Consider the following 11,744-nt stretch of genomic DNA (forward strand, 5'->3'; position numbering starts at 1 on the left):
GACGTCGACGCTAGGCGCGAAAGACCCATGGCGGTGGTTCAATCAGACCATGGTTTCCTGGGCCAATTCGGGGACCCGCGATCTGCACCTCGAACTGCGCGGGTCCGTCACCCCCGGCGCGCGCGGCGCGAAGGACCTGCTGATCACCGCCGTGCGCGACGCGGTGCGCTCCGGCCGGCTCACCCCGGGCACGATGCTGCCACCGTCGCGGACGCTGGCGTCCGATCTCGGCCTGGCCCGCAACACGGTCGCCGACGCCTATGCCGAACTCGTCGCCGAAGGGTGGCTCGGCTCCCGCCAGGGCGCGGGTACCTGGGTGCTCAACACCACCCGGCCGGTGACCCGCACCCGCCCGCGGGGAGCGCGGGTCGCCCCGGTGCACAATCTGATGCCGGGCTCGCCGGACATCTCGGAGTTTCCGCGAGGACAGTGGCTGACGTGTGCGCGCCGAGCGCTGTCCGCCGCCCCGAACGATGCGCTACGGATGGGCGATCCGCGCGGCAGTATCGAATTGCGTTCCGCCCTGGCTGAATACCTCGCCCGCACCCGCGGGGTCCGCACGTCGGAGGAATCCATCGTGGTGTGCGCCGGAGTACGACAGGCGGTCCTGCTGCTGGCGCACGCCCTGGGCGGACCCATTGCGGTCGAGGCGTACGGGCTGTTCCTGTTCCGCGATGCGCTTGCCGCGTCCGGGGTGACGACGGTGCCGATCAGCGTGGACGACAGGGGTGCGGTGGTGCAGGACCTCGACGGCCTGGACGTGACCGCGGCGCTGCTGACGCCGGCCCACCACAATCCGCTCGGGATGCCGATGCATCCGTCGCGGCGGATGGCCGTCGTCGAATGGGCGCAGCGCACAGGCGGATTCGTGCTCGACGACGACTACGACGGTGAGTTCCGGTTCGACCGCCAGCCCGTCGGCGCGCTGCAGGCACTGGACCCGGACCGGGTGGCCTACCTGGGGTCGGTCAGCAAGAGTCTGTCACCGGCGCTGCGGCTGGGCTGGATGGCGCTGCCCGATAGCCTCGTCGACCCTGTGGTCGAAGCCGCTGGGGGACAACAGTTCTCCGTCGGTGTCATCGGTCAGCTCACGCTGGCCGAGTTCATCGCGGGCGGCTACTACGACCGGCACATCCGGCGGATGAGGGCCCGGTACCGGCGCCGCCGGGACACGCTCGTCGGCGCGCTGGCACCGCTTCGCGTCGAGATCAGCGGCTTGGCCGCGGGGGGTCAACCTGCTGGTGAGCCTGCCCGAAGGGGCCGAGCCCGAGGTGATGCGGCGCGCCGGCGAGGCCGGCATCGCGCTCACCGGGCTGTCGATCATGCGTCACCCCGATGCCCGATCCGAGGTCGCCGACCGCGACGGCGTCGTCGTCGGTTTCGCCGCACCGCCCGAGCACGCCTTCGATGCAGCGGTTTCGGCATTATGCGAGGTTCTCGAGGCCAGCGGACTGTAGCGTCCGGCTATGACCGGTCGGCGTCCGATGAGCGTGTACGAACGCACGCTGGAACGCTTCGCCCGAACTCCGCTGGGCTACTGGTACGTCACGCGCCTCGCGCCGCTCGTCGATCCGCCGCTGCTGCGCGTCAGCGGCGGACGGGTCAGCAGCGTCTATCCCGTGCCGGTGATGCTGCTGACCACGATCGGCGCGAAAACCGGGCTGCGGCGGACGTTACCGCTGCTGTACGTCGTCGACGGGGACTCTCTGGTGCTGATCGCGTCGAATTACGGCAGGCCCGGCAACCCGTCCTGGTACCGCAACCTCACGGCCAACCCGCGGGTGGAGGTGCTCGCCGGCCGGTTCAGCGGGACCTACGAGGCTCGCGAGATCACCGACGCGGCCGGGCGTGCCGACGCCTGGGACAAGGCGCTCGACGTCTACGCCGGATACGGCGACTACGAAGTGCGTGCCGGGAGTCGGACGATCCCGCTGGTTCGCTTGCGCCGCACATGAAGAAGGGCGCCCCTTGTGGGGGCGCCCTTCTGGTCTGTGGTGCTTACTTCACGGTGACGTAGATCGTCTGGCTGGTCTCCGAGCGGTTGGAGTCGCCGTTGGACGTTCCGAACGGGACGGCCGTGCGCACGATCGGGCCGCGGGTCACGGAGACCACCGAGGACTCGTCCAGCGGGGCGCTGCCCTGGCGGTTCACGACGACGCGGTTGCCCTGGGCCTCCAGCGCGCTGATGGTGTCGGCGGCGTTGCCACCGGTCGGGGCGGCGAGCGCGGGGGCGGCCAGGCCCAGAACTCCGGCGGTCAGGGCGGCAGCGGCGGCGGTGGTGATGGTGAGCTTCTTCATGGTCTTGCCCTCTTCTTGGTTTTCGATCTTGGTGATCTGATTTCTCAAACCTGCGGATGGGCGCATTCCATGTCAGGTGGCAGAAATTGAACGGCCACTGGCAGAAACACATGCCTGCAACTCGTCGGAGCCGGTGGGCTGGGCCATTCGTTTGTTGGCGGTGTCGGCTGCATCACGCCGGTCAGGCCTTAGCACGTCGGGGCGTTGCGGGGGACGGTTGTCCACAGCTTCATCGTCATGGGGCCGGTTATCCACAGGGGGCAGTTTTTCTTCTACCGAGGCTCTGCAGCCTCACTAAAATCGAACGTATGTACGATTCCGTGGTGCCGCCGATCGCGTCGCTGGCTGGCGCCGGCGATGCGGATCTGGTCGACATCGTGGTCGGGTGCGGGGCGGCGGCGGCGCGGGCCGAGGCGGTGAAGCTGGCCGCGATCGTGGAGTTCTGGGAGCGCCGCCAAAACCCGCAGCGGGCCCGCTGGGCCTGTGATGACTGGGACGCCGCGGCCGCGGAGATCGGCTGTGCGCTCAACATCAGCTCCGGACGCGCCTCGGGGCAGATGAGCCTGGGGTTGGCGCTGCGCGACCGGTTCCCCCGGCTGGGCCGGCTCCTGGCGGCCGGGCGGGTGCCGCTGTCTTTGGTGACGACGATCGTGTTCCGGGCCGCCTTGGTGGTCGATCCCGCGGTCCTGGCCCGGTTGGACGGCATCTTCGTCGACGCCGTGCGGGAGTGGGGGCTGCTGTCGCAGAAGAAGCTCGAGACCGCCATCGACGTGTGGATCGACAGATACGACCCAGATGCGGTGCGGCGGTTGCGCACCGGGATGGCGGGCCGCTCGTTCACCCTCGGCGACCGCGATGACCGCACCGGCCTGACGAGCGCGTTCGGGAAGTTGGCCACCCCCGATGCCGCGGCGCTGGCCCACCGGCTGTCGGTGATGGTCCACTCGGTCTGCGAGAACGACCCCCGCACCATGGATCAGCGCCGCGCCGACTCCCTGGGGGCGATGGCGGCGGGCTCGTTCGTGCTGACCTGCCGCTGCGGTAATTCGGGCTGCCCGGCCGCCCAGGTCGACGACGGCCGCGGGTCGAGCTTCACGATCACCGTCATCGCCGACCCCAGCGCCCTGGACGCCACCCCCGACCCCCAGCTGCACGGCGAACCCACGCCCGCGGCAGAGCCCGATCCTGCGCCTCAGCCCGCTCCCGCGTCCTCGCCACAGCCTCAGCGCCGTACCGCGGCGTTGATCCCCGGCTTCGGCAGTGCGGTCGTGCCCGCGCCGCTGCTGGCCGAGTTGATCGCCCACGGCGCCACCGTACGGTTCCTCACCGACCCGGCCGCCCTGGGCGCCACCGCCGGCTACCGCCCCTCNACCGGATTCACAACCAGCGCCGCCCCCATCGCCCGAGCCAGCACGCCGCACCGCGGCGTTGATCCCCGGCTTCGGCAGTGCGGTCGTGCCCGCGCCGCTGCTGGCCGAGTTGATCGCCCACGGCGCCACCGTACGGTTCCTCACCGACCCGGCCGCCCTGGGCGCCACCGCCGGCTACCGCCCCTCGGCTGCGCTGGAGCGGTTCGTCCGCGCCCGGGACCTGACCTGCCGCTTCCCTGGCTGCGATCGGCCCGCGGTGTTCGCCGACATCGACCACACCCAGCCCTACCCGCACGGCGCCACCCACGCCTCGAACACCAAATGCTATTGCCGCCAACATCATCTNTGTTCGCCGACATCGACCACACCCAGCCCTACCCGCACGGCGCCACCCACGCCTCGAACACCAAATGCTATTGCCGCCAACATCATCTGGTGAAAACGTTCTGGGAAAGCTGGACCGACACCCAAGCCGCCGACGGAACGGTGCGGGTCACCACCCCCACCGGCCACACCTACACCACCAAACCGTTCTCGACGCTGCTGTTCCCGTCGTGGAACACCACCACCGGACCCCCACCACCAGCGGGGCCCACACCGCCGCGCCGCCCCGGGCGGTCCCTGATGATGCCCACCCGACGGCGCACCCGCGCCCAGAACCGCGCCGCCCGCATCACCCGCGAACGCGAACTCAACGCCCTCCAACGCCAACGCGACCGGGACGCCGACGCGCAAGCCACCGCCGAGCGCAACGCCAGACGCCAAACTCGGCAAAACAACACCGCCAGTGCACCCGAACCCGACTACGGCGATGACCCACCACCCTTCTGAGAGGCTGCGCCAAAGCCGATCCGCAACGTCCGGGAAACCGTATGGTCAGGGCTGTGCCGGAAACGTCGTACGCATCTTGCGGCGGTCTGAGCCTGGCCTATCAGGTGTTCGGAAACGGGCCGATCGACCTCGTGTTCGTCGGGTCGTTCGTCAGCCATGTCGAATTGGTGTGGACGGTGCCCGAATGCGTCGCGTTCATGGAACGGCTCGCGACGTTCAGCCGCGTGCTGCTGTTCGACAAAGCCGGCGTCGGAGTGTCCGATCCGGTGCCCCGCGTGCGCACCCTCGACGACCGGGCGGCCGAGATCGAGGCCGTGATGGACGCGGTCGGCTTCGAACAGGCGGTGCTGTTCGGGGGAAGCGAGAGTGGTCCCTCGTCGATCTTCTTCGCCGCCACCCGCCCCGAACGCACACAGGCGCTCATCCTCACCGGGACCTTCGCGTACTTCGGCTTCACCGGGTGGGACGATCTCGAGGTCGACCCGGTCGAATTGCGGACGCGCTTGGTGCCGGAGCTGGGCGAGGAGTTCACGCCGTCGGTCCCCCAGCTCGCCCGCTGGCAGTCCTGGGCACACGCCGCCGGCACCGCATGGGGCAGCGGCGAAGCGACCAAGGCACTGTTGCCCTCCGTCCGGTCCACGCGCCAGCTGGGCATGGTCGAACGCATGAGCGCCAGCCCCGGCATGGCGCGCGTGGCGCTGGAAGCGGCGTTCCGCGCCGACGTCCGCGCCATTCTGCCCACGATCAGCGTGCCCACCCTGGTCATCCACGCCCGCGACGAAGTCATCCCGGTCCAGGAAGGCCGCTACCTGGCCGCGCACATCCCCGGCGCCCAGCTGCTCGAAGTCGACGGCCGGGACCACGTCCCGTGGCTCAGCGATCCCGACACCATCCTCGCCGCCGTCGAGGAATTCCTCACCGGCACCCACGCCGCCCCCGCCCTCACCCGCCGCGCGCTGCGCACCGTGCTGTTCACCGACATCGTCGCCTCCACCAGCCAGGCCGCCGCGATCGGCGACGAGCGGTGGCGTGCGCTGCTGCACCGGTTCGACGAGATCACCCACGAGCTGACGCAGCGCTTCGGCGGCACCGTCGTGGAGAGCACCGGGGACGGCCACCTCATCACCTTCGAGGGGCCGACCCAGGCGATCCGCTGCGCCGAAGCCCTCCGGGACGGCGCCCGCAGCGTCGGCCTGCAGATCCGCGCCGGCATCCACACCGGCGAATGCGAACTCGGCGACGACGGCGTGGGCGGCATCGCCGTACACATCGCCGCACGCATCGTCGACCGGGCGGGCGCCGACGAGATCCTCGTCTCGCGCACCGTGCGGGATCTGGTCGTCGGCTCGGGCACGGGCTTCGAGGACCGGGGCAGCGTCGAGCTCAAGGGCGTGCCCGGCACGTGGCAGCTGCTCGCGGTCGACCGCCACGGTCCGGGCGCCGGATCCTCCGAAGCGCGCCTGGTGTCCGCGGCCACCCCGGGACCCCGCAAGACCATGCGCCGCTCCGATCGCGCGGCGGCGACGGTCGCCAAGCGCACCCCGTGGCTGCTGCGCGGCGTGGCCCGCATCGCGCCCGCCACCGGCCGCCGCGTGCAGCGAACGGTGACCGAGAGCCCGTAAGCTGCCCCGGTGGCCGAGCCCCCGATGTCACCGCAGCTGAGCCTGACGACGCAGATCTGGCGCTTCGTCGTCACCGGTGGGCTCTCCGCGATCGTCGACTTCGGGCTGTACGTCGCGCTGCTCGCCGCCGGGCTGCACGTCAACGTCGCCAAGACCCTGAGCTTCATCGCCGGCACGACGACGGCCTACCTGATCAACCGGCGCTGGACGTTCCAGGCGCCGCCGAGCCGCGCCCGCTTCATCGCGGTGGTCGCCCTCTACGCCGTCACCTACGCCGTCCAGGTCGGCATCAACTACGTCTTCTACATGCGGTTCGAGGACCAGCCTTGGCGCGTGCCGGTTGCCTTCGTCATCGCGCAGGGCACCGCGACGGTGATCAACTTCATCGTCCAGCGCGCGGTCATCTTCCGGCTGCGCTAGCCGGACCGCCGCAGGCGGTACCCTCTGTGACGATGTTTCGCACCGAGTTCCCGACCACCACCAAGCGCCTTTCCGGCTGGGGCCGCACCGCCCCGACGGTCGCGCAGGTGCTGTCGACGCCGGATCCGGAGGTGATCGTCCAGGCCGTCACCCGCGCCGCCGAGGAAACCGACCGCGGTGTCCTCGCCCGCGGCCTCGGCCGCTCCTACGGCGACAACGCCCAGAACGGCGGCGGCCTCGTCATCGACATGAATGCGCTCAACCGCATCCACTCGATCAACACCGACGACGCCACCGTCGACGTCGACGCCGGCGTCAACCTCGACCAGCTGATGCGCGCCGCGCTGCCCCTGGGCCTCTGGGTTCCCGTGCTGCCCGGCACCCGCCAGGTCACCATCGGCGGCGCCATCGCCTGCGACATCCACGGCAAGAACCACCACAGCGCCGGCAGCTTCGGCAACCACGTCCGCTCGATGGACCTGCTGACCGCCGACGGCCGGGTCCGCACGCTCACCCCGACCGGATCCGAGAGCGACCTGTTCTGGGCCACCGTCGGCGGCAACGGACTGACCGGCATCATTCTGCGCGCCACCATCGCGATGACGCCCACCGAGACCGCTTACTTCATCGCCGACGGCGACGTCACCCACAGCCTCGACGAGACCATCGCCTTCCACAGCGACGGCACCGAGGACAACTACACCTACTCCAGCGCGTGGTTCGACGCCATCAGCGCCCCACCGAAGCTGGGCCGCGCCGCGATCTCCCGCGGCTCACTGGCCACGCTCGACCAGTTGCCGACGAAACTGCAGAAGAATCCGCTGAAATTCGATGCGCCGCAACTGCTGACACTGCCCGACATCTTCCCCAACGGGCTGGCCAACAAGTACACGTTCATGCCGATCGGCGAGCTCTGGTACCGCAAATCGGGCACCTACCGTGGCAAGGTCCAGAACCTGACGCAGTTCTACCACCCCCTCGACATGTTCGGAGAGTGGAACCGCGCCTACGGATCCTCCGGATTCAGCCAGTACCAGTTCGTCGTCCCCACCGACGCCGTCGAGGAGTTCAAGGCGATCCTCGTCGACATCCAGCGCTCCGGGTTCTACTCGTTCCTCAACGTCTTCAAGCTGTTCGGACCGGGAAACCAAGCGCCGCTGAGCTTTCCGATTCCCGGCTGGAACGTCTGCGTGGACTTCCCGATCACCGCAGGGCTCAACGAGTTCCTCAACGGCCTCGACCAGCGGGTGCTGCAATTCGGCGGGCGGCTCTACACCGCCAAGGATTCCCGCACCACCGCCGAGACCTTCCACGCGATGTATCCCCGCATCGACGAATGGATCGCGTTGCGCCGCAAGGTCGATCCCGACGGCGTCTTCGCCTCCGACATGGCTCGACGACTGGAGCTCCTCTAAATGGTGTTTGATGCCACCGGCAATCCCCAGACCATCCTGCTCCTCGGGGGCACCTCCGAGATCGGGCTGGCGATCTGCGCACGCTATCTGCGCAACGCCAAAGCCCGGGTGATCCTCGCCTGCATGCCCGGCGACCCGCTTCGCGACGCCGCGCAGACCCAGATGCAGGAGGCCGGCGCGAAAGCGGTGGAGGTCATCGACTTCGACGCCGTCGACACCGACAGCCATCCCGCCGTCTTCGACAAGGCCTGGGCCCACGGTGACGTCGACGTCGCGATCGTCGCGTTCGGTCTGCTCGGCGACGCCGAGGAACTCTGGCAGAACCAGCGCAAGGCCGTGCAGATCGCCGACATCAACTACACCGCGGCGGTGTCGGTCGGCGTGCTGCTCGGCGAGAAGATGCGCGCACAGGGCTCCGGGCAGATCATCGCGATGAGCTCCGCGGCCGGCGAACGGGTGCGGCGGTCCAACTTCGTCTACGGCTCCACCAAGGCCGGTCTCGACGGCTTCTACCTGGGACTGGGAGAAGCGTTGCGCGAGTACGGGGTTCGCGTGCTCGTCATCCGGCCCGGCCAGGTCCGCACCCGGATGAGCGCCCACGTCAAGGAAGCCCCGCTGACCGTCGACAAGGAGTACGTGGCCGAGCTCGCGGTCACCGCCTCGGCCAAGGGCAAGGATCTGGTCTGGGCGCCCGGCGCCTTCCGCTACGTGATGATGGTGCTGCGCCACATCCCCCGTCCGATCTTCCGCAAGCTGCCCATCTGATGCGCAGCGCCCTGGCCGTGCTCGGCCAGATGGTCGTTGCGACCGTCCTCGCCGCTCTGGTCGCGGTGGTCAGCCTGGCTGCGATCGCGCGCGTCGAGTGGCCCGCCTACAACTCCTCCAATCAGCTGCACGCGCTCACCACCGTCGGCCAAGTCGTCTGCCTGACAGGCCTTCTCGCCGCCGGACTGGTGTGGCGGCGCAGCCGCCGCACTCTCGCCCGTGTCGGCGCGGTGCTCTTCCTCGCCGCCTTCTCCGTGGTGACGCTGGCGATGCCGCTGGGGGCCACCAAGCTCTACCTGTTCGGCATCTCCGTCGACCAGCAGTTCCGCACCGAATACCTGACCCGGCTGACGGACTCGGCGAGCCTGCACGACATGACCTACATCGGTCTGCCGCCGTACTACCCGCCGGGCTGGTTCTGGATCGGCGGCCGGCTGGCCGCGCTGACCGGCACCCCGGCCTGGGAGATGTTCAAGCCGTGGTCGATCCTGTCGATCACCGTCGCCATCGTGCTCGCGCTCGTGCTGTGGACCGCCATGGTGCGTTTCGAGTACGCACTGGTCGTCTCGGCCGCCACCGCCGCCGCCGCGCTCGCCTACTCCCCCGCCGAGCCCTACGCCGCCATCATCACCGTGCTGCTGCCGCCCGTGTTCGTGCTGGCCTGGTCCGGCCTGCGCGGCAAGACGCGGGCCGGGGGATGGGCGGCCGTCGTCGCGGTCGGTGTCTTCCTCGGCGGCGCCGCGCTGTTCTACACCCTGCTGCTGGGCTACGCCGCGTTCACGCTGACCATCATGGCCGTGCTGCTGGCCGTCGCCCGCCGCGCATTCGATCCGCTGCTGCGACTGCTCGTCATCGCGGCGATCTCCGGGGCGATCGCCCTGATCGGCTGGGGTCCCTACCTGATCGCCGCCGCCAAGGGCACCCCCGCGGACCGGGGCACCGCCCAGCACTACCTGCCCGTCGACGGCGCCCAGTTGTCCTTCCCGATGCTGCAGTTCACCCTGCTCGGCGCGCTGTGCATGCTGGGCACGCTGTGGCTGGTCGTGCGGGCGCGCAGCTCCACCCGCGCGGGCGGCCTGGCCGTCGCCGTGCTCGCCGTCTACGCCTGGTCGCTGCTGTCGATGCTGACCACGCTGGTGGGCACCACGCTGCTGTCCTTCCGGCTGCAGCCGACGCTGACCGTGCTGCTGACCGCCGCCGGGGCGTTCGGCTTCATCGAGGCGGCCCGCGCCCTCGCCGCCCGCGTCGCCGCCCCGAACGCGCACCGCGTCATCGCCGTCGCCACCGCGGTCGGCGCGCTCGGTGCCGTCACCTTCAGCCAGGACATCCCCGACGTGCTGCGCTCCGACATCGTCGTCGCCTACACCGACACTGACGGCTCCGGTCAGCGGGCCGACCGCCGTCCCCCGGGCGCCGAGCAGTACTACCGGGAGGTCGACGCGAAGATCCAGGAGGTGACCGGCCGCCCGCGCAACGAAACCGTGGTGCTGACCGCCGACTACAGCTTCCTGTCCTACTACCCCTACTACGGTTTCCAGGGCCTGACGTCGCACTACGCCAACCCGCTGGCCCAGTTCACCGAGCGCGCCGGCGCGATCGAGGGCTGGTCCATGCTGACGAACGCCGACCAGTTCGTCGCCGCGCTCGACGCGCTGCCCTGGCCCCCGCCGACGGTGTTCCTGATGCGCCGCGGCGCCAACGACACCTACACGCTGCGCCTCGCCGAGGACGTCTACCCGAACCAGCCCAACGTGCGCCGCTACCACGTCGCACTCGACGACGCGCTGTTCGACGATCCGCGCTTCGACGTGTCCACCATCGGGCCGTTCGTGCTGGCCATCCGCAAGCCATCTACCATCTAGCCCCGTGGTGAAGCAGCCGGGAACAGGGGGCAACCACCGCACCGCGCGACTGATCGCGATCGTCGCGGGCCTGCTGGGCACCCTGCTGGCGATCGCCACCCCGCTGCTGCCCGTCAACCAGACCACCGCCCAGCTGAACTGGCCGCAGAACGGTGTGCTCGCCAGCGTCGACGCCCCCCTGATCGGCTACGTGGCCACCGACCTGCAGATCACCATCCCGTGCCGCGCCGCCGCCGGCCTGGACCGCCCCGGACGCACGGTGCTGCTGTCCACCGTGCCCAAGCAGGCACCCAAGGCCGTCGACCGCGGACTGCTCATCGAGCGCGTCAACAACGACCTGCTCGTCATCGTCCGCAACACCCCCGTGGTCAGCGCGCCGCTGGACCAGGTGCTCAGCCCCGCCTGCCGGGAGCTGACGTTCACCGCCCACGCCGACAAGGTGACCGGCGAGTTCGTCGGCCTCACCCAACCCCCCGACTCCTCCGACGCCGGCGAGCCGCTGCGCGGCGAGCGCGGCGGCTACGACTTCCGCCCGCAGATCGTCGGCGTGTTCACCGACCTGTCCGGCCCCGCCCCGCCCGGCCTGCAGTTCTCGGCGACGGTCGACTCCCGCTACAGCACCTCCCCGACGCTGCTCAAGCTCGTCGCGATGATCGTCGGGGTCGCGATGACGATCGTCTCGCTGGGCGCCCTGCACGTGCTCGACAGCGCCGACGGCCGCAGGCACAAGCGTTTCCTGCCGCCGCGCTGGTGGTCGCTGTCCCCGCTGGACGGCCTGGTCACCGCGGTGATGGTGTGGTGGCACTTCGTCGGAGCCAACACCGCCGACGACGGCTACATCTTGACCATGGCCCGGGTGTCGGAGAACGCCGGCTACATGGCCAACTACTACCGCTGGTTCGGCACCCCGGAATCGCCGTTCGGCTGGTACTACGACCTGCTCGCGCTGTGGGCGCACGTCAGCACCACCAGCGTGTGGATGCGACTGCCCACGCTGCTGATGGGGCTGGCCTGCTGGTGGGTGATCAGCCGCGAGGTGCTGCCCCGGCTGGGCACCGCGGTCAAGCACAGCCGCGCCGCGGCGTGGACGGCCGCCGGGTTGTTCCTGGCGTTCTGGCTGCCGCTGAACAACGGTCTGCGGCCCGAGCCGATCATCGCGCN

At 70.0% G+C, this 11,744-nt stretch carries 9 protein-coding genes and 1 pseudogene; 9 read left to right on the forward strand and 1 reads right to left on the reverse strand.

The features are described from left to right. Nucleotides 1-49 precede the first annotated feature (49 nt). Nucleotides 50-1,457, forward strand: a pseudogene (gene pdxR / locus MCHLDSM_RS23305) (MocR-like pyridoxine biosynthesis transcription factor PdxR). A gap of 9 nt (nt 1,458-1,466) precedes the next feature. After that, nucleotides 1,467-1,955, forward strand: a complete 489-nt coding sequence (locus MCHLDSM_RS23310; protein ID WP_082169046.1) for a nitroreductase family deazaflavin-dependent oxidoreductase — start codon at nt 1,467-1,469, stop codon at nt 1,953-1,955. A 43-nt stretch (nt 1,956-1,998) separates the two neighbouring features. Here the strand turns inward: MCHLDSM_RS23310 and MCHLDSM_RS23315 are convergent, their stop codons facing one another. Continuing rightward, the gene (locus MCHLDSM_RS23315; RefSeq protein WP_048472896.1) at nt 1,999-2,298 is read right to left on the reverse strand and encodes a hypothetical protein; all 300 of its coding nucleotides are present in this window, start codon (nt 2,296-2,298) and stop codon (nt 1,999-2,001) included. A 308-nt stretch (nt 2,299-2,606) separates the two neighbouring features. Between MCHLDSM_RS23315 and MCHLDSM_RS40560 the strand changes: the two genes are divergently transcribed. The 7 genes from MCHLDSM_RS40560 to MCHLDSM_RS39735 all read left to right on the forward strand — a co-directional run. Further along, nucleotides 2,607-3,667: DUF222 domain-containing protein (locus tag MCHLDSM_RS40560; RefSeq protein ID WP_412178263.1), on the forward strand; the 1,061-nt coding region annotated here is incomplete at its 3' end. Nucleotides 3,668-4,552: 885 nt separating this feature from the next. Next, nucleotides 4,553-6,121 carry an adenylate/guanylate cyclase domain-containing protein gene (locus MCHLDSM_RS23325; RefSeq protein ID WP_048472215.1) on the forward strand — a complete coding sequence of 523 codons (1,569 nt, stop codon included), beginning with the start codon at nt 4,553-4,555 and terminating at the stop codon, nt 6,119-6,121. Nucleotides 6,122-6,145: 24 nt separating this feature from the next. After that, nucleotides 6,146-6,541 carry a GtrA family protein gene (locus tag MCHLDSM_RS23330; RefSeq protein WP_048472897.1) on the forward strand — a complete coding sequence of 132 codons (396 nt, stop codon included), beginning with the start codon at nt 6,146-6,148 and terminating at the stop codon, nt 6,539-6,541. Nucleotides 6,542-6,573: 32 nt separating this feature from the next. Further along, nucleotides 6,574-7,956: a decaprenylphosphoryl-beta-D-ribose oxidase gene (locus MCHLDSM_RS23335; RefSeq protein WP_048472216.1), complete on the forward strand. Its 1,383-nt coding sequence runs from the start codon at nt 6,574-6,576 to the stop codon at nt 7,954-7,956. After that, entirely contained in the window at nt 7,957-8,721 is a 765-nt protein-coding gene (locus MCHLDSM_RS23340) for a decaprenylphospho-beta-D-erythro-pentofuranosid-2-ulose 2-reductase (RefSeq protein ID WP_048472217.1), read from the forward strand. After that, nucleotides 8,721-10,583, forward strand: a complete 1,863-nt coding sequence (locus MCHLDSM_RS23345) for a galactan 5-O-arabinofuranosyltransferase (protein WP_048472218.1) — start codon at nt 8,721-8,723, stop codon at nt 10,581-10,583. The genes MCHLDSM_RS23340 and MCHLDSM_RS23345 overlap by 1 nt, the downstream gene beginning before the upstream one ends. A 4-nt stretch (nt 10,584-10,587) precedes the next feature. Continuing rightward, a partial coding sequence (locus MCHLDSM_RS39735; protein WP_234714169.1) for an arabinosyltransferase domain-containing protein occupies nt 10,588-11,743 on the forward strand: 1,156 nt, incomplete at its 3' end. Nucleotide 11,744 lies beyond the last annotated feature (1 nt).

Origin of the sequence: Mycolicibacterium chlorophenolicum, assembly GCF_001044235.1 — a bacterium.
Taxonomy (GTDB): Bacteria; Actinomycetota; Actinomycetes; order Mycobacteriales; family Mycobacteriaceae; genus Mycobacterium; species Mycobacterium chlorophenolicum.

Excerpts from the sequence above, each read along its gene's own strand:
- MCHLDSM_RS23310 (WP_082169046.1), top strand. The coding sequence starts at position 1,467 with ATGACCGGTCGGCGTCCGATGAGCGTGTACGAACGCACGCTGGAACGC.
- MCHLDSM_RS23315 (WP_048472896.1), bottom strand. The coding sequence starts at position 2,298 with ATGAAGAAGCTCACCATCACCACCGCCGCCGCTGCCGCCCTGACCGCC.
- MCHLDSM_RS23330 (WP_048472897.1), top strand. The coding sequence starts at position 6,146 with ATGTCACCGCAGCTGAGCCTGACGACGCAGATCTGGCGCTTCGTCGTC.
- MCHLDSM_RS23335 (WP_048472216.1), top strand. The coding sequence starts at position 6,574 with ATGTTTCGCACCGAGTTCCCGACCACCACCAAGCGCCTTTCCGGCTGG.
- MCHLDSM_RS23340 (WP_048472217.1), top strand. The coding sequence starts at position 7,957 with ATGGTGTTTGATGCCACCGGCAATCCCCAGACCATCCTGCTCCTCGGG.
- MCHLDSM_RS23345 (WP_048472218.1), top strand. The coding sequence starts at position 8,721 with ATGCGCAGCGCCCTGGCCGTGCTCGGCCAGATGGTCGTTGCGACCGTC.